At 56.9% G+C, this 24,022-nt stretch carries 15 protein-coding genes and 4 pseudogenes; 13 read left to right on the top strand and 6 right to left on the bottom strand.

Going from position 1 to position 24,022, the window contains the following annotated elements; all coding sequences use genetic code 11:
- The first annotated feature begins 19 nt into the window (after positions 1 to 19).
- A pseudogene (locus H6973_08970) lies at positions 20 to 1,200 on the top strand (IS630 family transposase).
- A 61-nt stretch (positions 1,201 to 1,261) separates the two neighbouring features.
- Entirely contained in the window at positions 1,262 to 1,981 is a 720-nt protein-coding gene (locus tag H6973_08965) for a hypothetical protein (protein MCP5125746.1), read from the top strand.
- A 153-nt stretch (positions 1,982 to 2,134) separates the two neighbouring features.
- On the opposite strand, the pseudogene H6973_08960 reads toward H6973_08965, so the two are convergent.
- Positions 2,135 to 3,309 (bottom strand): annotated as a pseudogene (locus H6973_08960) (IS630 family transposase).
- Between the two features lie 70 nt (positions 3,310 to 3,379).
- A pseudogene (locus H6973_08955) lies at positions 3,380 to 4,554 on the bottom strand (IS630 family transposase).
- 233 nt (positions 4,555 to 4,787) lie between these two features.
- Here H6973_08955 and H6973_08950 point away from each other — a divergent pair.
- Complete coding sequence (locus H6973_08950; GenBank protein ID MCP5125745.1) at positions 4,788 to 5,381, top strand: DUF3782 domain-containing protein; 594 nt, start codon at positions 4,788 to 4,790, stop codon at positions 5,379 to 5,381.
- A gap of 48 nt (positions 5,382 to 5,429) precedes the next feature.
- Here the strand turns inward: H6973_08950 and aroC are convergent, their stop codons facing one another.
- The gene (gene aroC / locus H6973_08945) at positions 5,430 to 6,539 is read right to left on the bottom strand and encodes a chorismate synthase (protein MCP5125744.1); all 1,110 of its coding nucleotides are present in this window, start codon (positions 6,537 to 6,539) and stop codon (positions 5,430 to 5,432) included.
- A gap of 215 nt (positions 6,540 to 6,754) precedes the next feature.
- On the opposite strand from aroC, the gene H6973_08940 reads away from it, so the two are divergent.
- Positions 6,755 to 9,346: a protein kinase gene (locus H6973_08940; protein ID MCP5125743.1), complete on the top strand. Its 2,592-nt coding sequence runs from the start codon at positions 6,755 to 6,757 to the stop codon at positions 9,344 to 9,346.
- A gap of 131 nt (positions 9,347 to 9,477) precedes the next feature.
- Here the strand turns inward: H6973_08940 and H6973_08935 are convergent, their stop codons facing one another.
- Positions 9,478 to 9,750 carry a hypothetical protein gene (locus H6973_08935; protein MCP5125742.1) on the bottom strand — a complete coding sequence of 91 codons (273 nt, stop codon included), beginning with the start codon at positions 9,748 to 9,750 and terminating at the stop codon, positions 9,478 to 9,480.
- 214 nt (positions 9,751 to 9,964) lie between these two features.
- Between H6973_08935 and H6973_08930 the strand changes: the two genes are divergently transcribed.
- Complete coding sequence (locus tag H6973_08930) at positions 9,965 to 10,921, top strand: endonuclease/exonuclease/phosphatase family protein (protein ID MCP5125741.1); 957 nt, start codon at positions 9,965 to 9,967, stop codon at positions 10,919 to 10,921.
- A gap of 62 nt (positions 10,922 to 10,983) precedes the next feature.
- Complete coding sequence (locus H6973_08925; protein ID MCP5125740.1) at positions 10,984 to 12,003, top strand: serine hydrolase; 1,020 nt, start codon at positions 10,984 to 10,986, stop codon at positions 12,001 to 12,003.
- Here the strand turns inward: H6973_08925 and H6973_08920 are convergent.
- Positions 11,942 to 13,990 carry an adenylate/guanylate cyclase domain-containing protein gene (locus tag H6973_08920; GenBank protein MCP5125739.1) on the bottom strand — a complete coding sequence of 683 codons (2,049 nt, stop codon included), beginning with the start codon at positions 13,988 to 13,990 and terminating at the stop codon, positions 11,942 to 11,944. The genes H6973_08925 and H6973_08920 overlap by 62 nt on opposite strands.
- Before the next feature lie 68 nt (positions 13,991 to 14,058).
- A pseudogene (locus tag H6973_08915) lies at positions 14,059 to 14,266 on the bottom strand (Uma2 family endonuclease).
- Between the two features lie 491 nt (positions 14,267 to 14,757).
- Between H6973_08915 and H6973_08910 the strand changes: the two are divergent.
- From H6973_08910 to H6973_08880, 7 genes are all read left to right on the top strand, one after another.
- Positions 14,758 to 16,749 carry a filamentous hemagglutinin N-terminal domain-containing protein gene (locus H6973_08910; protein ID MCP5125738.1) on the top strand — a complete coding sequence of 664 codons (1,992 nt, stop codon included), beginning with the start codon at positions 14,758 to 14,760 and terminating at the stop codon, positions 16,747 to 16,749.
- The gene (locus tag H6973_08905) at positions 16,733 to 18,025 is read left to right on the top strand and encodes a hypothetical protein (protein ID MCP5125737.1); all 1,293 of its coding nucleotides are present in this window, start codon (positions 16,733 to 16,735) and stop codon (positions 18,023 to 18,025) included. Before H6973_08910 ends, H6973_08905 begins: the two co-directional genes overlap by 17 nt.
- 56 nt (positions 18,026 to 18,081) lie before the next feature.
- The gene (locus H6973_08900) at positions 18,082 to 18,510 is read left to right on the top strand and encodes a DUF29 domain-containing protein (protein ID MCP5125736.1); all 429 of its coding nucleotides are present in this window, start codon (positions 18,082 to 18,084) and stop codon (positions 18,508 to 18,510) included.
- Between the two features lie 92 nt (positions 18,511 to 18,602).
- Positions 18,603 to 19,124 carry a Uma2 family endonuclease gene (locus H6973_08895; GenBank protein ID MCP5125735.1) on the top strand — a complete coding sequence of 174 codons (522 nt, stop codon included), beginning with the start codon at positions 18,603 to 18,605 and terminating at the stop codon, positions 19,122 to 19,124.
- A gap of 36 nt (positions 19,125 to 19,160) precedes the next feature.
- Positions 19,161 to 20,903, top strand: coding sequence for a ShlB/FhaC/HecB family hemolysin secretion/activation protein (locus H6973_08890; protein ID MCP5125734.1), 1,743 nt, complete (start codon positions 19,161 to 19,163; stop codon positions 20,901 to 20,903).
- A 50-nt stretch (positions 20,904 to 20,953) separates the two neighbouring features.
- On the top strand, positions 20,954 to 23,266 hold the full coding sequence (locus tag H6973_08885) for a CHAT domain-containing protein (protein MCP5125733.1): 2,313 nt from the start codon (positions 20,954 to 20,956) through the stop codon (positions 23,264 to 23,266).
- A 35-nt stretch (positions 23,267 to 23,301) separates the two neighbouring features.
- The gene (locus H6973_08880) at positions 23,302 to 24,015 is read left to right on the top strand and encodes a DUF928 domain-containing protein (GenBank protein MCP5125732.1); all 714 of its coding nucleotides are present in this window, start codon (positions 23,302 to 23,304) and stop codon (positions 24,013 to 24,015) included.
- Positions 24,016 to 24,022: the final 7 nt, after the last annotated feature.

Below are 24,022 nucleotides of genomic sequence, written 5' to 3'. Positions count from 1 at the left end.
ATCAACAGGAGGAATCACCATGGCCCACAAGTATCTGGTTGATCTAACTGAAGAGGAGCGGGAAGACCTGCTGAAGGTCATTCATAAAGGCAAGGCAGCGGCGCGCAAGGTTGCCCGTGCCCATGTGTTGCTGCAGGCTGCGGAAGGGGCGACGGATGAGGCCATTGCCCAAAGCCTTCACTTGGGGATTTCGACCGTTCATCGTACCCGTCAACGGTTTGTCGACGAAGGGTTGCTGGCGGCGTTAAGCGAGCGGCCACGAGTCGGTTTGCCCCCGGCCTTGACCGGCAAACAGGCCGCCTTTCTGGTCGCCTTGGCCTGTAGTACCCCGCCCGCTGGCCGTTGTCAGTGGACTCTCCAATTGTTAGCGGACCGCTTCATGGAACTCCGGCCCATCGAAGCCATTTCCCGTGAGAGTGTGCGGCGCATCCTTAAAAAAACGACCTCAAACCCTGGCAACGTCAAGAATGGTGTATTCCCAGTGTCAGTCCCGATTATGTTTGGCATATGGAGGATGTGTTGGACCTGTACGCCGAACCCGATGATCCTCAATACCCCCAAGTGTGCTTCGATGAAAGTCCGGTGCAATTGACCAGCGAAACCCGCTGTCCTCAACCCGCCCGCCCGGGTCAACCGGCGCGCTATGACTGTGAATACAAACGCGAAGGCACCGCCAATTTATTTCTATTCGTACAACCCTTGCGCGGGTGGCGTCATGTTAATGTCACGAAACAGCGCACCAAACGCGATTTTGCCCAGCAAATGCAGCAACTCGTTGATGTGTACTTTCCGAAGGCGGAGCGAATCCGGTTGGTCGTGGATAACCTCAATACCCACACTCCTGCGGCCTTGTATAGTGTCTTTTCTCCAGAGGAAGCCCGCCGGATCACCCGCAAGCTCGAATTTCATTACACCCCCAAGCATGGCAGTTGGCTCAATATGGCGGAATGTGAGTTCGCTGTTCTCGCCGGCCAGTGTTTGAATCGCCGCATTGCGAACCTCGAAACTTTGCGGAAGGAAATCGCCGCTTGGCAAGGCCCACGCAACCTACGTCAGACCAAAATCCACTGGCAGTTCGGCACCGACTTGGCCCGGGTCAAACTCAAGCGCCTCTATCCTCCCTTGAAATCTTCTGAAACCCCGGTGGACCTAGAAACCTCTGAACCTGTCAAAACTTCTGTGTCAGCCCACTACGGGTAAAAATCTGATTTACAATGTCAACTTTTTAACTGGGGTAGCTTCTTCACCTGTCGAAGTTTCATTGGGCGCGTGGAGTTCACTCGCAATTGACATTGAAGCTAGCCATTTCTACATCACCACGGCTGACCAAAGCATTTACACTTTTGATTTAGCAACAAGATCGTTCCTAAAGCAACAAAAACTGAGTCCTCCAGTACCAAATCTTGCAGAAATAATAACTGTAGGTTCCGGAGTTGTGATGGGATTCAGGCCGGAGAATAGGACAATTTATAAGATTGATCCTTCAACGGGCATAAACTCACCGTTTACTATTGCCAGTTCAAGCACCTTTGTTCCATGGACGTTTACCGCTGATATAGCTAATGGTAAATTTTATATCATTGGTGTTAATGGCTCTAAGGTACTCCATAGTTTCGACTCATCAACAGGAGCTGAGACTGTCAAACAATTAGATTTAGACTATGTGAGTATAAATGGCGTTGTGTTAGGAAGAGAAGGAAAGCTTCTAGCTCGGGTTTCTGATGGTAATTCCGGTAATTTCTACGTTATTAATCCGTTGAGTGGGGCATCAACCATTCTGGAGACTACTATTAGGTTAAGTGGATTTTATGCTAATACTCTCACGTCAGACCCTGAGAATAACAGGTTTTATATTTTGGGTGGAGGTACACTTATCTATGCGTTTGATTTATCAACAGGAGAAATTCAGAAAAACCCACCTCCTAAACTAACAGGCATAGCCATTCCACAAGCATTGAGAGCAGTGCCGCTGCTGCCTTGACCATCACTAAGATCGGTATAGCAATGTCACCATCACTAGCAAGCCCGGGTGGTATCAACTGCGGTTCCAGTTACACCGTGACGTTGTGGGTTTCCGTCTTGCCTGGTCGTTGTGACTGAATCCCCCCTAACCCCCCTTTTTCAAAGGGGGGAACTAGTGGGCTGACACAGAAGTTTTGACAGGTTCAGAGGTTTCTAGGTCCACCGGGGTTTCAGAAGATTTCAAGGGAGGATAGAGGCGCTTGAGTTTGACCCGGGCCAAGTCGGTGCCGAACTGCCAGTGGATTTTGGTCTGACGTAGGTTGCGTGGGCCTTGCCAAGCGGCGATTTCCTTCCGCAAAGTTTCGAGGTTCGCAATGCGGCGATTCAAACACTGGCCGGCGAGAACAGCGAACTCACATTCCGCCATATTGAGCCAACTGCCATGCTTGGGGGTGTAATGAAATTCGAGCTTGCGGGTGATCCGGCGGGCTTCCTCTGGAGAAAAGACACTATACAAGGCCGCAGGAGTGTGGGTATTGAGGTTATCCACGACCAACCGGATTCGCTCCGCCTTCGGAAAGTACACATCAACGAGTTGCTGCATTTGCTGGGCAAAATCGCGTTTGGTGCGCTGTTTCGTGACATTAACATGACGCCACCCGCGCAAGGGTTGTACGAATAGAAATAAATTGGCGGTGCCTTCGCGTTTGTATTCACAGTCATAGCGCGCCGGTTGACCCGGGCGGGCGGGTTGAGGACAGCGGGTTTCGCTGGTCAATTGCACCGGACTTTCATCGAAGCACACTTGGGGGTATTGAGGATCATCGGGTTCGGCGTACAGGTCCAACACATCCTCCATATGCCAAACATAATCGGGACTGACACTGGGAATACACCATTCTTGACGTTGCCAGGGTTTGAGGTCGTTTTTTTAAGGATGCGCCGCACACTCTCACGGGAAATGGCTTCGATGGGCCGGAGTTCCATGAAGCGGTCCGCTAACAATTGGAGAGTCCACTGACAACGGCCAGCGGGCGGGGTACTACAGGCCAAGGCGACCAGAAAGGCGGCCTGTTTGCCGGTCAAGGCCGGGGGCAAACCGACTCGTGGCCGCTCGCTTAACGCCGCCAGCAACCCTTCGTCGACAAACCGTTGACGGGTACGATGAACGGTCGAAATCCCCAAGTGAAGGCTTTGGGCAATGGCCTCATCCGTCGCCCCTTCCGCAGCCTGCAGCAACACATGGGCACGGGCAACCTTGCGCGCCGCTGCCTTGCCTTTATGAATGACCTTCAGCAGGTCTTCCCGCTCCTCTTCAGTTAGATCAACCAGATACTTGTGGGCCATGGTGATTCCTCCTGTTGATCTCAACCATAGGGCACCCACCGCTACCTGTCAAAACTTCTGTGTCAGCCCACTAGTGGGCTGACACAGAAGTTTTGACAGGTTCAGAGGTTTCTAGGTCCACCGGGGTTTCAGAAGATTTCAAGGGAGGATAGAGGCGCTTGAGTTTGACCCGGGCCAAGTCGGTGCCGAACTGCCAGTGGATTTTGGTCTGACGTAGGTTGCGTGGGCCTTGCCAAGCGGCGATTTCCTTCCGCAAAGTTTCGAGGTTCGCAATGCGGCGATTCAAACACTGGCCGGCGAGAACAGCGAACTCACATTCCGCCATATTGAGCCAACTGCCATGCTTGGGGGTGTAATGAAATTCGAGCTTGCGGGTGATCCGGCGGGCTTCCTCTGGAGAAAAGACACTATACAAGGCCGCAGGAGTGTGGGTATTGAGGTTATCCACGACCAACCGGATTCGCTCCGCCTTCGGAAAGTACACATCAACGAGTTGCTGCATTTGCTGGGCAAAATCGCGTTTGGTGCGCTGTTTCGTGACATTAACATGACGCCACCCGCGCAAGGGTTGTACGAATAGAAATAAATTGGCGGTGCCTTCGCGTTTGTATTCACAGTCATAGCGCGCCGGTTGACCCGGGCGGGCGGGTTGAGGACAGCGGGTTTCGCTGGTCAATTGCACCGGACTTTCATCGAAGCACACTTGGGGGTATTGAGGATCATCGGGTTCGGCGTACAGGTCCAACACATCCTCCATATGCCAAACATAATCGGGACTGACACTGGGAATACACCATTCTTGACGTTGCCAGGGTTTGAGGTCGTTTTTTTAAGGATGCGCCGCACACTCTCACGGGAAATGGCTTCGATGGGCCGGAGTTCCATGAAGCGGTCCGCTAACAATTGGAGAGTCCACTGACAACGGCCAGCGGGCGGGGTACTACAGGCCAAGGCGACCAGAAAGGCGGCCTGTTTGCCGGTCAAGGCCGGGGGCAAACCGACTCGTGGCCGCTCGCTTAACGCCGCCAGCAACCCTTCGTCGACAAACCGTTGACGGGTACGATGAACGGTCGAAATCCCCAAGTGAAGGCTTTGGGCAATGGCCTCATCCGTCGCCCCTTCCGCAGCCTGCAGCAACACATGGGCACGGGCAACCTTGCGCGCCGCTGCCTTGCCTTTATGAATGACCTTCAGCAGGTCTTCCCGCTCCTCTTCAGTTAGATCAACCAGATACTTGTGGGCCATGGTGATTCCTCCTGTTGATCTCAACCATAGGGCACCCACCGCTACCTGTCAAAACTTCTGTGTCAGCCCACTAGATGCTCGTTTTTCAAAGGGGGGAACTGGATGCTGCTTTTTCAAAGGGGCGAGAAAAGAACGTAAGTCGATGAACCGCCTTTGGGAAGCCAGGGTGGTTTTTTTATCCAAAGGATTAATGAGCGATATAGTGGAGCCATTTACGACCGGAGGAACGAATGATGTCCACCACTTACGAAGATATCTTGCAATTATTTCGAGAAGTTGCCGAAGCGCAAAAAGAGACGGAGCGCAAATTTCAGGAGACCGAGCGGTTGCTCAAAGAGCGTTCGCAAGACACGGACCGCAAGTTTCAGGAGACCGATCAGAAGATCAAATCCATGGCGACGGCGATTCATAAATTGGGTGATCGTTTAGGCGACTACATTGAAGACGCCGTGCGGCCAGCAGCGGTGCGACTGTTTCAGGAACGCGGGATCGCGGTTCATGAAGTGCACCAGAACGTCAGCGCACAACGCGGAATCGAAGGGATTGAAGTGGATTTACTGGTGGTCAATGACACGGACGTGATTGCGATTGAATGCAAAAGCCTGCTGTCGGTGGACGATGTGAATGAACATCGCGAGCGACTGGACAAACTTAAACGGTTATTGCCGACTTATGCGAACAAACGGGTGCTTGGCGCTGTATCGGCGATGGTGATTCCGGACAATGTGGCCCAATATGCCTATCGACAAGGATTTTATGTGATTGGCCAGAGCGGGGAACAGTTAGTGATTCGCAACGATGAACGCTTTCAGCCTAAAGCGTGGTAGTTTTGTTACCTCGTCGGTGAGATGATTCCACAACTTATCGAGGAATCGCTATAGTGGGGTTGGCGGAGAGGGCGCAATCACCGGCGTCGTTGAACGCACATCTAGATTCTGCGCACGGTGGCGCAAGGCGTGATCCATCAGCACCAGCGCCAGCATGGCCTCGGCAATCGGCGTTGCACGGATGCCGACACAGGGATCGTGCCGGCCCTCGGTAACAACTTCCACCGGTTCACCATGAATGTTGATAGTCCGCCCCGGCAATCGAATGCTGGAGGTCGGTTTCAGGGCGATGCTGGCGATGATGTCCTGGCCGGTGGAAATTCCGCCCAGCATCCCCCCGGCGTGATTGCTTAAAAATCCTTCAGGAGACAGCTCGTCGCGATGTTCTGTGCCGCGCTGCTCGACGCAGGCGAACCCCGCGCCGATTTCCACGCCCTTGACCGCGTTGATGCTCATCAAGGCATGGGCAATGTCCGCATCCAGCCGGTCGAACACCGGTTCTCCCCAGCCCGGCGGCGCGCCCGTCGCCACAACAGTCACCCGCGCGCCAATCGAATCGCCGGACTTGCGCAGCGCATCCATGAATACTTCCAGTTCGGTCACTTTATCCGGGTCCGGGCAAAAGAATGGATTGTTATCGACTTCCTCCCAGACCACTTTGGCGGGACGGATCGGGCCAAGCTGGGCCAGATAGCCGCGAATTTGTACGCCGTAGCGTTCGCGCAGGTATTTCCGGGCAATGGCGCCAGCCGCCACCCGCATCGCTGTTTCCCGCGCCGAGGACCGTCCCCCGCCCCGATAATCGCGTAACCCGTACTTGTGATGATAGGTATAGTCAGCGTGACCCGGACGAAAACGATCCATAATCTCGCTATAATCCTTCGATCGCTGGTCCACGTTTTCAATCAGCAGCCCAATAGGCGCGCCTGTCGTTTGACCCTCGAAGACTCCGGACAGAATGCGCACCGCATCCGGTTCACGCCGCTGGGTGGTATGCCGGCTTTTGCCCGGCCGCCGCCGCTCCAGGTCCTGTTGCAAGTCGGCCTCGGACAGCTCCAGACCGGGGGGACAACCGTCCACAATCGCCCCAAGCGCTGGACCGTGGCTTTCGCCAAAGGTGGTGACCGTGAACAGCTTGCCAAAGGTATTACCGGACATGGAAAAAAGGATCCTCGAATGCGGAACGGCGGCACAGGATTTGCTATCTATAAATTCAATAAAAAATATCCAGGTATCGCTTGCCGTAAACCGGGTTAACGATCATCAATCAGGTCGATTGAACCCTATCATAACGCACCACAGCATCAGGCGACACCGCAGGTTGAACCGACCATCGGTTGCGGCCATCGAGACCAGCATTCCGGGATTCAGACATGCATATTCCAGGTTTTCAGATTGAGCGCGAACTCGGACAAGGCGGCATGGCGATCGTTTATCTCGCCCTTCAACAGTCATTGCATCGCCACGTCGCGCTGAAAGTCATCAAGCCAGTGTTGACTACTGATGAAGAATTCGCCCAGCGTTTCCTGCGCGAGGGCCGTATCATCGCGCAACTCAGCGATCCACATATCGTCACGGTCTATGATATTGCCTCCCATGAAGGTAATTATTATCTGTCGATGGAGTATTTGCCGGGTGGCACCTTGCAACAGCGCATCCGCAAGGGCCTTGAATTGACGGAGACCTTGAGCATTGGACGGGCGATCGCGGGCGCTTTGCATTATGCGCATCGACGCGGCGTGATCCACCGGGATATTAAACCGCAAAATATCCTGTTCCGCGAAAATGGCCAGCCGGTGCTGACCGATTTTGGCATCGCCAAGACCTTGGGCGCGAATTCAATCATGACGCGCACCGGGCTATCGCTAGGCACCCCACGCTACATGAGTCCGGAACAAATTCGCGGTCAGGGGGTGGATGCTCGCGCCGACCTCTACAGTTTCGGCGTCCTGTTCTACGAAATGCTGACCGGCAATGTGCCCTACACGGCGGAAGATAGCTTTGCGCTGGCTATGATGCATGTGACGTCGCCCGTGCCTGAAGTGCCGCCGCATCTCAGGCGTTTTCAGCCCTTACTGAACAAATTGTTGGAGAAAGATCCCAACCAGCGTTTTCAAAGCGGTCAGCAAGTGATCGCGGCAATTGACGCTGTCGAAGCTGGCGACTTTGATCTGCTCAGCGTGACCGATCCAGCGCAACCGGTTGTGACTCCCGGGGCGCGACCGAGCCGTGGACTGGGCTGGAAAATCGGCATACCTGTGGCGGCGTTGGCGGGCGCAGCGCTGGCGGGCGGCTACTGGTTTCTATACCGGCCCACGATCCGACCCGCACCACCGCCGGTGGTTTCAACGCCAGTGAAGCCGCTGCTTGAAACGCCCGTCGCGGCAATACCGCCAGCCACCGCGCCGGTTCAGACCCCCGCAGTAGATGTTGATACTCAGACTCCACCGGTGGAGGCGCAGGAACAGCAACGTCAAGCCCGTTTGCAAGCCGAACAGTTCTTTGAACAGGCGCAGCGCGCCCGCCAGGATGGAGCCTTGCAAGTCAGTCTGGCGTACATTGAGCAGGGCTTGCAGGCGATGCCCGATCATCCGGACCTGTTGAGCTTGAAGCAGAACGTTTTGCGGCAGCAGATGGACCTGCAACGCCAAGAAGAGGAGGCCCGTCGACAGGCTGAGGCGATGGAGCGCGAGAAGGCTGAAACGGCGCAGCGCCAGCGCCAGGCGGATGAGTACCTGACTCAAGCGCTGGACGAACAGCGCCGACACGCCTATGAGACCAGCCTGTTGCGCATTGAGCAGGGCTTGCAGCAGGTTCCCGACCATCAACGCTTGCTGGCGTTGCGCCAGGCGGTCCGCAAGCAATTGCGTGAGGATCGGGCCGCGCCGCCTGCGCCAGTCGTTAAACCACCCGTCGATGACAGCGCTAGAATTGCTGCGTTATTAAACGAATGCGCGGCCCACCTACGGGCCAATCGGCTGACCGTCGGGCAAGGTGGTAATGCGGCGGATTGTTACAACGAAGTGCTAAAGCTGGATCGCGGCAACGCGGAAGCCTTAGCCGGAATCGACCGCATCGCCGAGCGCTACGCGGAGCTGGTGAGTGCAGCAATCAAGGATGGCAATCTCTCTCGCGCTAGGAGTTACCTGAGCCGGATGGAGTCCATCGACCCAAACTACGCGCAACTGCCCCGGTTGCGCCAACAGTTGGCGCTGGCCGAAATTCCAAAACCAATTGCTGCTCCGCCCGCGCCTAAATCGGAACCACCGCCTCCCGCTCCTGAACCGCAAATGCCGGTTGTGCCGCCGATTGATCTGGTGTCGGTGCCGCAACCTGCGGAGCAAGCATCCAGGACCGTGCTAGAGCAGAAACCGGAAATGGTTGCAACGACCTCGCCAGAACCGCCCGCCGTTACCCCGAAACCACCGCCTCCAGCAGTTAAACCGGTTAAACCCGAATCGCCGGAGCGCCAAGTCGCCACTCTCGGGCGCCAAGCGCCCAACTGTCTCAGCGGCAATTGCGAAAATGGTCAGGGAACCTACCGTTACCCGGATGGCAGTGAGTATTCTGGGGACTTCCGCAACGCCAAAATGCATGGTCAGGGGACTTATGTCTACGCCGGACGGGGCGAAAAATATGTAGGTGAATGGCGCAACGGAGTCATCAATGGGCAAGGAACCTACTACTATCGCAGCGGTAACCGCTACGATGGACAATGGCGGAACGGTCGCAAGAATGGCCAGGGAGTTTACCTTTACGCCAATCGTGGCGATCGCTATGAAGGGCAATTCGCTAACGATCGGCCGAATGGTCAGGGAACCTATTATTACAGCAACGGGGATCGCTACGAGGGTGAATGGCGCAACGGCCGCAAGCACGGCCAGGGAGTGCTCTACGAGGGTGGCCAGAAAATTGTTGGCGAATGGCGCAACGACCAGAAGGTTCGGGTCCAGATTGCGCAATAGGCGATAAGAATGGTGGCGAATCCAGAGTGAATTTGCATTCACCACCAGGGAGTTACAAGCCGACCTTGGCGCATTATGTCTATGTTGAACGCCCGTTTGACGGGTGCGTGATTACCGGAAAAATGCTTCTACTAACGATGGGACAAGGGATAAGCCAAGCGGCGCGGCATTTTCAACCAATGATAGAGCGCAAAATCCGCGTTGTTCTCCTCCAGACACCGAACCGAGTGAAGTTGTGTGCCTTTGATGGGGGCATCGCCCCCGTAACCGCCGCAGTAACTGCCGCCACTCGCGCTGACACAGGAGGCCTCGCCACGATAGGGACAACTGTACTTATCGACAGGCATCAATCCCTCGTTGGCGTAGCGTTTGGCCTTCACAGGTCGAGCAATCTCATTTTTCATCAGGTCGGGTTCCTCGCTTTGGTAGTTAGTTAGTTAATGGTTTTATTACTGTACCCTGTATCATTAGCGTTCATTGGGTCAGCAAATTATTTTTCGAGATATAGGTTGATTCCCTATTAGTCAGCATGGTTATGTTAAAACCTGACATTTTAGAGTAAATAAGGATATTCGTGAATAGCATCAGGGTTTTTCCTTACCACCTGGAAGATCGACGATGTCATCTATCTTTCGCATTCGTCTAGCCGGTCTACTGGACGCGGCTAGCGCTTTGGCCTGTATTGCTACCTTGGCGGGATTAGCCGGCCAGTTCTGGTGGATGTTCGATCTGGCGGCGCATTTCCGGGTTCAGTATGCGCTCGTGCTGGGGCTTGGCGCGATCTCGGCGCTAATCCAGCGTCATCGGCGTTGGACGGTGGTTTTCGCCGGCTTCACTCTGCTTAACATAGTCCTGCTCACACCGCGCCTCTTGCCCGGGGCCGAGGCGGTAACCCGCAATGATGAGCCGGTCTTTCGGGTATTGCTGGCCAATATCAACTCGGCGCATCGCGATCCCGCCGCGATCCATCGCGCGATTACCGATGAGCATCCTGATTTCATTTTGCTGTTGGAAATCACGCCGTGGATGCTGGATCAATTGGCGAATCTGGCTGACGGCTATCCGTATCGCGTCGCTGAACCCCGGGAGGATAATTTTGGTATCGCTTTATTCAGTCGGCAGCCATTTCTGAAAAGTGAAATTTTTCGCTGGGGGCCTGCTGAGTTGCCCTCTATCCTGGCTGAAATCCCAGTCGGCCAGCATCGTTTCACCTTGCTGGGAACCCATCCACCGCCGCCAGTGAGCGCCGAACTGAGTCAGAGCCGTAATGAACAATTAGCCCTGTTGACTCAGCGCGTCCGGCAAGCTCGCCAACCGTTGCTTCTGCTGGGCGATCTGAATCTTTCGCCCTGGTCACCCTGGTTTGGCCAGCTGCTGACCGATTCCGGTTTGCAGGATAGCGCGAATGGGCGCGGCATTCAGCCAACCTGGCCCGTGAGTTGGCCGCCTTTGTGGATTCCCATTGATCACGCGCTGTTTTCAGAGGGTATCCAGATTCGCCGTCGCGCAGTCGGCGCTGATCTGGGTTCGGACCACTTTCCGATCGTGGTTGAATTTCAAGTAACAAGACGATAGCTTTAATAGCCTCACAATAATCCTCGTAAAACATTACCCTCTGACCGGAGGTTGTCTTTGCTATGATTACTCCACCCTCCCACTCAGACGCGCTGATCGATGAGGCCCAGTCAACAGTCGATCCGGCAAGACGCTTATTCCTGGCTGGACTTGGAAGTTTGCTGGCAACTGTCTTTGGCGTCGCCTCTGAACCGAGCGAAGCGGCTCGATCACGCCGTGATGCCCCCAATAATGCCCTGTTGAGGGATTTCCGAAGGCCTGCTCGTTCAACCCGAACTGGCAGGCTTGCTATCGAGGCTGAGATTGAGCGTTATATCAAAGGTCTGCGTCGTGTGGGCCGGATCAAGCCCAATGAAAGCACGGCCTGGCTGGTTTATGATTTCACGACGCGACGCTATTTGGTCACGATTAACGCAACCCGCTCCCATCAAAGCGCCAGCATGGTGAAACCCTTTATTGCACTGGCGTTCTTTCACAAGGTTCGCGAAGGTAAACTGCAATACACGGCTTTCCGTCGCGCCCGCATGGAGGCGATGATCCAGCGCAGCGACAATAGCGCGACCAACTACTTTATTGACTTGTTAAACCGGACCAGTCGCCGCTCAGGACCCGCCGAGGCGGAGCAAACGCTCAAGCGCTATTATCCGGACATCTTTCGCCATACCCGGATTGTAGAGCGCATCCCGGGCGGTGGACGCACTTATCGCAATAAAGCCTCTGCGCTGGACTACCATCGTTTCCTGTATGCGCTCTGGTATAACCGTTTGCCCTATTCGGCGGAGTTGAAACGACTGATGAACCTGCCGAATCGTGATCGTGTTTACTCGGGCGCGCATGGCGTGGCGCGACAAACCTGGGTGCTCGACAAGACGGGCACGACAGCCCGGCTATGCGGCGACATGGGCATTCTGATCGCGCAGGGCCGCAACGGTCGCCGCTATCCCTATACCTTCGTGGGCATCATTGAGAAGTCGCGTTCGGCGGGAAATTACAAAGCGTGGAAGGATGATCGCGGTGATGTCATCCGCGAGGTGTCGAGTCTGGCCTACGCGCATTTGCAGCGGATGCATAATTTGGTGTAGGCATCTCCGTTGGCGCGATTCCGTCGACTCGATACACGGTAATCTCTTGCTGCTTGCCCTTGAGCTTGACTTTGCTGACTTCCACAGTCTGAAACCATCTGTTCAGGTAATGAAAGGTGGACTCGCCAATGAGCACCCGACACGCGCTGCCCGCCGTATGGTGATTATCCTTTTCAAAGCTCTCCAGCCGTGAGGCAATGTTAACGGTGTCGCCCAGCACGGTATACTCCAGTCGCCGGCTGCCGCCCAGACTGCCTGCGACCAGTGGGCCGGTATGAATGCCCGCGCGCATGGCAATACTGGGTAAACCTTTCTGCGCCCATTCCGGGTTGAGCTGTTGCAAGCGCTGACCCATAGCGAGCGCGCATTCAACGGCCCGCGTCGCGTCAGCCGCAATTTCCGTTTCGGTCTGCCGTGGGGTTGGGACACCGAATAGCGCCATGACGGCGTCGCCGATGTATTTATTGACCACTCCACCGTGGGTCATCACGACTTCGGTCATCGCTTCCATGTAAACATTCAACCAGTCCATGAGCCGCGCCGGCTCCATGGTCTCGGAAATGGTGGTAAAGCCCTGAATATCGGTAAATAGCACGGTGGCGATTAGTCGCTGCGAACGCAATCGTCCGCCTTCGAGCAGTTGTTGGCGTTCCCGCCACAGAGTAGCTGCAACCTCGGGTGCGACATGACGTGAAAACAGGTGCATGAGCAATTTTCGTTCAGCGCGTTCGTAAACGGAAAGATAGACGTTGGATAAAGCCGCAGTCGAGGCGAGTCCCAATGCGGGCGCGACCAGCGGTAACCAAATCTGTTCAAGAAAAGCGACTTGCCAGAAGCCGATCAGCAACGCCAGGGCGCCGGACATTAGCAGCAAGAGCCAACGGAAACGCAATCGGCACAAGGCAAGTCCGATACCCGTCATGCACCATAGCCACAACCACGCCTGTTCCACGTGTTCGGGTAGGCCATGAATGGGTTTGTCGCCATCCAGCGCGAATCGCAAGAGTTGGTTGACTTGCAACGCGTGGAGGGCGACGCCGGCAATGCGTCCGTTGGTATCGCCCGCCGGCGTCCACCAGGATGTAGCGTCTGCAATGAAGCGCTGCACAGGAATGTGGAAGTCATCGCGCAGGCTCTCCGCCATGCCGCCGATGAGGATGATTTTATCGGTCAGTTGCGCAGTAGGTATGCGATCTTGCATGACATCAGTCACTGTGTAGGTTTGCCTGGCACTCAGCCGACCCCGGAAGTCCATGAGATATTGATAGCCTGCGGCGTCGATGCCGACGTAGCCGCCGATGCTTTCAGCGAGGGGTGCAATCGTGATCGCGCCCAGACGCATGTATTCCGGTTGTCGCGGATCGGGCTGGGGGAAAATTCCTTCGGGCTGGAGATAACGCAGCGCAATGACCAGGGCAAAGGCGGTCGAGGCGTGCTGACCATCATCCAGAAACAGCAATCCGCGGCGAACCCGGCTGTCCTTGTCGATGGGAACGTCATTAAAACCGACCTGATCGGTATTCATTAAAGCCGGAGGAGGGTTAATCGGCGGGGTTTGGGTGGCGGCGTTGCCAAATTTCATAATCCAGACGATTTCTCGATGGTTGCGCAGGACGTGATCGAGTTGTTCAGTGCCAGGTGACACAGGGATATCGCGGTATTTGTCTACTCCGATCACACGCGGTTGTCCCTGGGCCAGTCGCTCCAGCATCTCCGCCATGACGTTATCAGGAAGCGGATAACCCCAGCGTTGAATGTCGGCTTCGGTTTCGCCAATCAAGACGATGCGCTTATCCGGCAGCGCCAGCGTTTGCCCGCGCAACGCCTGGTCGTACGCCATGATTTCCAGGCCCTGCAGCAGGCTGAAGTTCCACAGGATCAGCAAGCCGACATAGGTCAGCTGCCCAAGCAGCAGGCAGAACAGGGGCGCGCGTTGATCGCGGATCCAGGCCCCAGTACGCGCGATAATTTGACGGATCGACGTCATTTCTCAGCACTCGATTTAGTCTGCCGGTTTCAGCCAGACCAATCTTGCGTCGCTAAGTCAGCCTCAGGAGGCGCCGCCCGGATTTTGTTGTTTCCCTGCATGGGATACCAGGGCAGATCGCCTGCGACGAAGACATCATTTCGATCGGCGAATAGCGCGGCAACGCCGCCTTTGAATAGTGACGATGTAGCGAAATTGCTGGGTGTTGTCGGCCATCGGTTTGCCATCGCTTTCCGGATAGATGATCTCATCGGGGTCAGTGGGGATAACCGACAATGTGCAAGCCGGAGTCGTTGGGAGGGTTGCCGCCATATTCATCTCCTGGGGTCATCGTCCCCGGTCGGGAGGTGGCCGGTTGATGGGCAATTAGGGTAGCACAGACTACGAGACTTGCGACCGCTCGCTATTGTTAGGCGGCCTACTTGCCTGATGTGGGGCCAGGCAGACCAAGGTCAAGCGATGCCTGATGTTTCAAATTGAAACACGCTGAAATGCGCCTATTTCAATTTGAAACATCGGGTTGGGTTCTTATGAATTTTTTCACTAAATATTGTTATTTTATCTTATTGAATACATATCAAAAATATTTTTTTCAAAAACCATAAAATTGGTATTTATTTTGTTGCCTAGTTTGTATCTTAATCAGGCAAGTATGATGCTGGAAATCTTGATGCAGACTCCACAAGAGCCATCGAAGAATCTTTGTGAGAACACTGTGTAAGTCAGGATACCGCTGAAACCGCGTCATCGCCCAGGGAGACGATTTCATGTTTACACCGCGTGGTCATTGCCGAACCTTTATGATCCTCGGGCTGACGTTCTCAGCCAGTGTGGCGCAGGCCCAAGTCACCCTGGACGGAACGCTTGGACCCGCTGGCCCGTTATCCGGGCCAAACTACGCCATTCCGGCGGAAGTGGGCCAGCAGCACGGCGGCAATCTGTTCCACAGCTTCGGCCAGTTCTCGATTCAGCAAGGCGAGTCCGCCACGTTCAGCGGGCCGAATTCGGTGAACAACATCATTGGCCGAGTGACGGGTGGGCAGGTGTCCACAATTGACGGGTTGCTGCGCTCGACTATTCCCGGCGCGAATCTGTATTTGCTCAATCCGGCGGGACTTCTGTTCGGGCCGAATGCCGCGCTGGACGTGTCCGGGTCGTTCCACGCCAGCACGGCGGATTACTTGCGCTTGGGCGAGGGCGGGCGGTTTGAGGCGCTGACGCCCGGAACCAGTGTGTTGACGGTGGCCCCGGTGGAGGCGTTTGGGTTCTTGGGCGATGCGCCGGGACGGATTGACATCCGGGGGAGCTATTTGCACGGGGCAGGAGGGCAAACGCTGTCGCTGATTGGCGGGGATATTACCCTGACCAATGCGACGGTGTACGCGCCCGCCGGACGCTTGAACGTGGCGGCGGTCGGTTCGGCAGGGGAGGTGATCCCCACAGACACGGATTTGGTCATGCAGGGGTTTGGGCGGTTGGGGACGTTAACGATGGCGCGTGACCCTGACGCGCCGCGCAAGATGGTCGATATGGGAAATGGGTTTGCTGATGTGCCTTTGGGTGATCTGGACACCAGCGGCGCAGGCGGCGGCGCGCTGTTCATTCGCGGCGGGGAGTGGGTGAGCTGGGGCGGGATGGTGTTTGCCGATACCTACGGGGCGCAGGCAGGGCGGGATGTGAATGTACAGATCGCGGGGGGGATGCGCTTGACCAACGGTGCTTTGTTGACCGCAGCGACTCTTAGCCAAGGCGATGCAGGCGATGTGAACCTGACCATCGCCGACACCCTCACGGTGCAGAATGGGGGGGAAATTAGCGCCAGCACCTTTGGCACAGGCCCTGCCGGGGACGTGACCGTGAATGCCCGGAATCTGCTGGTAGATGGGATGGGATCGGAGTTCTTCACTGGCCTGGCCAGCAGCACCTATGATTCCACCGGGGCCGGGGGAAGTGTGAGCCTCACCCTTGCCGACACCCTCACCGTGCAGAATGGGGGGGAAATTAGCGCCAGCACCTTTGGCACAGGCCCTGCCGGGGACGTGACCGTGAATGCCCGGAATCTGCTCGTGGACGGGATGGGATATGACGGCTTCACCGGCGTGGGCAGCTACGCTGTCTCCAACGGAGAAGGTGGGCGTGTCAACCTCACTCTTGTCGACACCCTCACCGTGCAGAATGGGGGGCAAATTCACGCCATCACCTTTGGCACCGGCGACACCGGGGATATGACCGTGAATGCCCGGAATCTGCTGGTAGATGGGATGGGATCGGAGAATTTCACCGGTCTGCTCAGCAGCACCTATGATTCCACCGGGGCTGGGGGAAGTGTGAACCTCACCCTTGCCGATACCCTCACGGTGCAGAATGGGGGGCAAATTCACGCCATCACCTTTGGCACCGGCGACGCCGGGGATATGACCGTGAATGCCCGGAATCTGCTCGTGGATGGGATGGGTATCGACACTGGCTTGCTCAGCAGCGTCGCACCTGATTCCACCGGGGCTGGGGGAAGTGTGAACCTCACCCTTGCCGACACTCTCACCGTGCAGAATGGGGGGCAAATCCGCGCCAGCACCTTTGGCACAGGCCCTGCCGGGGACGTGACGGTGAATGCCCGGAATCTGTTGGTAGATCGGATGGGAGCGGAGACCGTTACCGGCCTGGTCAGCAACGCTAATTCCGGTTCCACCGGGGCCGGGGGGAGCGTGAACCTCACCCTTACCGACACCCTCACCGTGCAGAATGGGGGGGGAAATTAGCGCCAGCACCTTTGGCACAGGCCCTGCCGGGGACGTGACGGTGAATGCCCGGAGTCTGTTGGTAGATCGAATGGGAGCGGAGACCTTCACCGGTCTAGCCAGCCAAGCTAATTCCGGCCCCACCGGGGCCGGGGGGAGCGTGAACCTCACCCTTACCGACACCCTCACCGTGCAGAATGGGGGGCGAATTAGCGCCAGCACCTGGGGCGAAGGCCCCGCCGGGGACGTGACGGTGAATGCCCGGAATCTGCTCGTGGATGGGATGGGGTATGACGGCTTCACCGGCTTGGCCAGCAGTGCCGGAGACGGTTCCACCGGAGCGGGGGGGAGCGTGAACCTCACCCTTACCGACACCCTCACCGTGCAGAATGGGGGGGAAATCAGTGCTGGTACCTTTAGTAAAGGTAACGCTGGAGACGTGACGGTGAGCGCCAGCAATCTGCTCGTGGATGGCATGGGGCATGAAGGCTTCACCGGTATTGACAGCCAAACTAACCCTACCGCGCTCAGTGATGGAGGAAACGTGACCGTGAGCGTGGCCGACACCCTCACGGTGAAAAATGACGGGCGAATCAGCGTCCGATCCTTTAGTGGCGAAGGCAACGCAGGTGAATTAAAAGTCAATGCCCCTTATCTGACTCTGACCGATGGCGGCAGCATTGTCGCTACTGCATCGGACACCACTGGCGGCAACGTCACGATCGACGCCGATTACCTCAAACTTCTCAACGGCAGCGCCATCAGCTCCTCGGCCTTCGGCGATGTGTTTGGCAGCGACGGTGGCAATGTCACTATTCACAGCATTAACATCGTCGCCCTCAACGGTAGCACCGTGACTGCCCGCGCTGAAGAATTTCAGGGGGGCCGCATCCGCATCGAAGCCCAAACCTTCCTATACGATGCGCCTACAGTTGACGGCGTTCTAAGCGCCACCGGTGGCCACAGCGGCAACGACGGCACCGTGGAAGTCAACGCCCCGAACATCGACATCAGCGGTAGCCTGGCCAATCTCAACCCCGCCTATCTGGACGTCGCCCACCACGTCAACCCACGCTGTTTCGTGGGCGACCGCGACGAACGCAGCCATTTTCTGATTCATGGCCGGGGTACATTGCCGCTCGGGCCAGACGAGGCGATACCTGCGCCCGTCAGTCGTTGCCTTCCGGCGGAACCCGTGGCGTTGGCGTCCTCCGCAGCGGATGTTCCGACCGAGAGGCCATCCCCCGCCCCTGTTGCTCAACCACCCGCCGCCGTATTGGGTTTCAATAATCGGTGAAGCGATGACCATTGAAGGATACCGGCACCGCCTTACGCCTCATCGGACCTTTAAAAATGACCACGACTTACGACACGGATTTCTACGCCTGGACCCAACAGCAGGCGGAACTGCTCCGTCAAGGCGCGTTATCGGCGATTGATAGAGAGCATCTGGCGGAAGAGATTGAGAGTATGGGCAAGAGTGAACGGCGGGCGCTGGAAAGCTATTTAGCTGTCGTCATTATGCACTTGCTGAAATGGCAGTATCAGCCCCGATTGCGTAGCGGTAGCTGGCGACAGTCGATTCGCAATGGCCGCTATCGAATCGCACAGCTGTTGAAGGAAAACCCCAGCCTGAAACAGCGTGTCGTGGAAATTGCGCCGGATGAATACGGCATGGCCCGTGAAAACGCCGCTGACGAAATCGGCTTACCCTTGGCCACCTTCCCGGAAGCATGCCCGTTCACGGTAGAGCAGATCACCGGCGATTGGTGGCCAGAATAATTGATCATTCCCACGCGGGAGCGTGAGAATGATCAGTATCGTGTACTGACCATTTTCCCACCCATCCCCCAATCCACTGGAGAGTCACCCCCATGCCCCCCCACAAGATCACCCTGGAAGAATACCACCAGATGGCGCCGATCTTCCCAGATGCTCGCCTGGAGTTGCTCGAAGGAGAATTATTCGATATGGCTCCCATTGGCACCGCCCATTTTTGGACTGTCGCCGAGTTAACCCGATTATTGACGCTGCACTTGGCAAAACGCGCCTTTATCGTCTGCCAAGGTCCATTATCCCTGCCCGATTCCGAACCGGAACCCGACATCATGGTGGTGCAACTGACCGATTACCGTCAACGTCTCCCGCAGCCCGCTGATGTGTTCTGGCTGATCGAAGTCGCCGATAGCTCGCTGAACTACGACCGCACCCGCAAACTACCGCTGTATGCTCGCAATGGCGTTCCCGAAGTCTGGCTGATCGACCTGAACGCCCGCATTGCCGAGGTGTATCGCCAACCGGCTGGAGATGGCTATCAAAATGTCACAACTGCCGATACTCTAACGCCACTGGCCTTCCCTGAACTCACTATTGCCCTGACCGACATCTTGCCCTGATATTCGCTGCATTCCCCTGGACTGGAGATTCATCCCATGCGGAGCCATCCTGTTTTTGACGACCGTCGCCCACTCCTGCGCCGATTGGCCCAAGGCGCGATTTTCACCGGTATGACCCTGGCGTCGCTGACGATCCACGCCCAGGACATGAACTCACCCGATCAACGTCCCAGCAACCGTCCCTTACCCGCCCCGGACTACACCCAACCCGCACCTGTCCTGCCTGACGCTTCGCCAACTCTACCGGCTGCCGATCAACCCTTGTCCGCCCGCGAGCAGGTTTTTGTGCAGCGCATCGAACTCACCGGCAACACCGTGTTTACCGATGAAGAACTTGCCGTTGTCACCGCGCCCTACGAAAATCGCACTATCACCGCCGAGGAGCTTCAGGAAGCGCGCCGTCAGTTGACGGTGTACTACGTTGAGCGCGGGTATCTCAACTCCGGCGCCGTGATCCCCGACCAGCGGGTCGAGGACGGCGTGGTGCGCATCGAGATCATTGAAGGCCGGTTGGCCGAACTCGAAATCACCGGCAACACTCATTTAAAGACCGGCTATCTTCAGGACCGGGTGCGCCCCGACGCCGAAGAACCCCTGAATATCCAGAAATTGCAGGAACGGTTGCAAATCTTGCAGCAGAATCCGCTGATCAAACAAATCCAGGCGGAACTGGCGCCGGGCGTACAGCCGGGCGAGGGAAAGTTGCGACTGGGCATCCGCGAGACCCGTCCCTACGAAATTGGCCTGGCGGTCGCTAACAATAATCCGCCCAGCGTCGGCGCGACTCGCGCCTACCTCTACGGACTGGACCGCAACCTCAGCGGGATCGGCGATACCCTGGGTCTGACTTACGGCCACAGCCTGGAAAGCAGCGACACCTCCGACTGGCGGGCGTTCTACGCCCGACCATTAAACGCGCAAGACACCACCGTCCAGGTGTGGGCCGAACGCAATAAAACCTCCGTCATCGAAGATCGCTTCGATACCCTGGACATCAGAAGCGAACTAGAGGGCTACGGCATCGCCCTCACGCATCCCCTCTACCGGACGCCGCAACAAACCTTCTCCCTGGGCCTGAATCTGGAGCGGCGGCACAGCGAATCCTACTGGTTCAATGGACCCTATTCCTTTGCGCCCGGCGAGATCGACGGCAAGGCGACGATCAGCGTTGCGCGGTTCGTTCAGGAATGGCTGGATCGAGGCGTTGATCAGGTGGTTGCCGCACGGTCCACCCTCAGCTTCGGTCTCGACGCCTTCGGCGCTACAGTCAGCAGTTTTGAACCGGATGGCGAGTTCATCAGCTGGCTCGGCCAATTCCAGTACGCAAGGCGTTTCGGGGAACAAGATTATCAATTGATTTTCAAGAGCATTGCCCAAGTAACCAACAATGCCCTGTTACCGATGGAAAAATGCGCGCTAGGCGGCATGGACACCGTGCGCGGCTATCCTGAAAACACCCTGGTGCGCGACCGCTGTTTTGTCGCCTCGCTGGAATTCCGGGCGCCGGTGTACCTTCTGCCATTACCGGGCGTCAGTCGCGGCCCCAACGAGGGTCAGGTGCAAGTAGCGGTATTCACGGATTACGGCTACGCCAGCAACAAGGGAGCATTCGACTTTTCGCCGAACTCCATCTCCAGCGCTGGTCTGGGATTGCGCTGGGACGCCAGCGACAAGGTTAAGGCCGCTGTGTACTGGGGCTATCCTTTCAAGGAGGTGGACACGGGGGAAGAAGCCTGGACCGGGTCACGGGTTAATTTCTTTGTGCAAGCGGCTTATTAACATGAGCTGGATACGGATTCCCCATGGATCTTTATAGTTGGAGATTACCGATGACTTACTCCAAATTCCTATCCTTGAAGGCGCTGCGCACGGGTCATCTCGCTGGTCTGCTTCTGTTCCTGCTGATCGCCGTGCCCACGGCTTTTTCCGAAACGTTGAACCTTGCCGAACCGGCGATGACCTCCGCTACGGAGGCCGCCCGCTGTGGCCAATTCGATCAGGCCGCGCAACACTGGCAAACCGCCAGCGCCGCCTATGCCCGTGCCGACGATATCGCTGGACAACTCGACGTTTTGCTGCAACTGGCGGATGCCCAGCAGGCGCTCGGCCATGTCCGTGATGCATTGATCACGCTGCGTAAAGCGCAGGCGCTGGCGGAACAACTCGATGATCCGGCGCGCCAGGCGGCGGTGCTGGGCGCACAGGGCAAAGCGGAATGGCTGAGCGGTTCGCCCGACAAGGCGCGCCGCTCCCTGGATCGCGGCATCGCCCTGGCCCGGCAAGCCAATGCCTCGTCCGTCGAAGCCGCCAATCTGAATCATCTGGGTAACTTGCTGGCTGATCAGGATAAATTCGCCGACGCGCATGTTGCCTATCAGGACAGTCTCAACCGGACTCGTCAAGCCGGGGATGAGGCGCTGCGGGTCACCGTGTTGCTCAATGACGCCCGTCTGGCCCAGCGCACCAGCGACCACCGCCGCGCTGAAACGCAATTCACCGAAGCCGCCCGCGCGCTTCAAACCGTGTCCGACAGTCATGACAAGGCGTTTCAACTGCTGACCCTGGGGCAACTGCGCCACGACCAACCGAACGCTAGCGCTGCCCAGCGTCAGCAAGCCGACCAGGATTTCATAGCGGCTGCAAAGATCGCCCGTTCCCTGAACGACTCGCGCACCTTGTCTTACGCCCTTGGTTACCAGGCGCAGTTGCGGCAGGACGCCGGTCAGGCGCGCGAGGCGCTGTCCTTGTACCGGCAGGCCGTGTTCATCGCCCAGCAAATCGATGCGCCGGAGCTGCTCTACCGCTGGCAATGGCAAATCGGTCGCTTGCTCCACGCCCAGGATAATGAAGACGGCGCGATTCTGGCGTACCAACAGGCCGTCGCCAATTTGCAACGCATCCGCCCGGACTTCACGGCGCGCCACGCTGGCTCCAGCAGTTCCTTCCGCGTCCAAGTGGGCGATGCCTACCTCGAATTAGCCGACCTGCTCTTGCAACGCGCCGCTCACCAAGCAGATCGGGTGGCCCTTCAGGCGGACTTGCTGGCCGCTCGCGATACCATGGAGGAACTGAAAACCGCCGAAGTCAAAGACTATTTTGAGGATGATTGCGTGTCTGCCCTGCAATCGCGCACCGTCGCCCTCGATCGTCCGCCGCCCCATACCGCGATCCTCTACCCTATCCTACTGTCTGATCGCTTAGCGTTGCTGCTGCAAATCCAACAGGGCATCGAACAAATGGTTGTACCCGTCGACCGCGAAACATTCACTGACGTCGTGCGCGAATTTCGCCACTATCTGGAAAAACGCACGACGCGTGAATATCTTCCACTGGCGCAACGTCTGTATGGCTGGCTGATGCAACCCCTGCAAGCCGAACTGACAGCGCAGGACATTGATACTCTGGTGATCGTGCCCGATGGGCCGCTGCGAACGATTCCACTGGCGGCCCTGCATGATGGTCAGAACTTTCTGATTAGCCGTTATGCAATTGCCACCACGCCCGGTCTGACCCTGACCGATTTTCGACCGTTCCGCCGTCAGGCGATTCAACCGCTGCTCAACGGGTTGACTGAGCCGGTGCAAGGCTTTCCGGCGCTGGAGCATGTTCAAAAGGAACTGACGAATATTCACGATGCCTATGGCGGTTTGGTGCTGGAAAATGAGGATTTTCGCCTGGCGCGCGTCCAGCAGGAATTGCGTCAAACCCCGTATTCCATCGTCCATATTGCTTCGCATGGGCAATTTGCCAGTGACGTTCGCGATACCTTCCTGCTGACCTTTGACGACAAACTGACCATGGATCGTCTGGAGCGCTTTATTAACCTGAGCCAGTACCGTGAACAGCCGGTCGAATTGCTCACGCTAAGCGCCTGTCAAACTGCTGCCGGTGATGACCGCGCCGCCCTGGGGCTAGCCGGCATCGCGGTCAAGGCCGGCGCGCGCAGTGCGCTGGCGACGTTGTGGTTTATCAATGATCAGGCGTCGTCGCAGCTGGTGGCGGATTTTTATCGGCAACTGCAAAATCCTGATCTCTCGAAAGCGCAAGCGTTACAGCAAGCGCAGCTGGCTTTGATTAACGACCCCCGCTATCGCCATCCGGGCTACTGGGCGCCCTTTCTGTTGATTGGCAACTGGTTGTGAAGTAGTAATCATTTGAGAAACATGAGGAAACCACCGTGATGAATATCTCCGCCAGGAAACTGAGCATGGCGCTGGCCATGACCCTCTCAATGACCGCGTTGCAAGGCATTGCTGAAGAGCAATCCTCGGCATCGACCACCACTACGAGCACACCCGTTTATCGCCCGCCCTTGCGCGGCGCGCCCGCCACCCGGGTCGGTGGGGCCAGTCGGGGCGCGCCGGACGCTGAACTGGTGCTTAGCGTCATTGCGCCCGAAAGTACGGGCCTGACCAGCCGGGCGCAACCGACTCTGTACTGGTATATCTCCAAAGCGCTGTCCAGGCCAATGGAATTTACCCTTAACGATGAACAATCGATCAAGCCCTTGGTGGATATGAAGGTTCCCGTCGCGCAACCCGGCATCCACGCTCTCAAATTGAATTACGCATTGAAACCCGAAGTGGAGTATCAATGGACCATCGCCGCCGTGGCTGATCCCAATCAGCGCGCCAGCGACACCATTGCTGGCGGCACGATCAAATACGTCCAGCTTCCAGCAACTCTCGCTGCTCAGATCAAGAGCGCCACACCACAACAGCAACCGTTTCTCTACGCCCAGGAAGGCTTTTGGTATGACGCGCTGACCACATTGTCCGAGCAAATTGACGCCCAGCCATCGAATCACAATGTGCGAGAACAGCGGGCGGCCCTGCTCGAACAGGTGGGCCTCAAGAGCGCTGCTGAGTATGATCGGGGCGCGAAACCTTGAACATCCC

This window comes from Gammaproteobacteria bacterium (assembly GCA_024235095.1).
Taxonomy (GTDB): domain Bacteria; phylum Pseudomonadota; class Gammaproteobacteria; order Competibacterales; family Competibacteraceae; genus UBA2383.
Note: the sequence above shows the minus strand (reverse complement) of the source record. Positions and strands in the feature narration are given on the sequence as shown.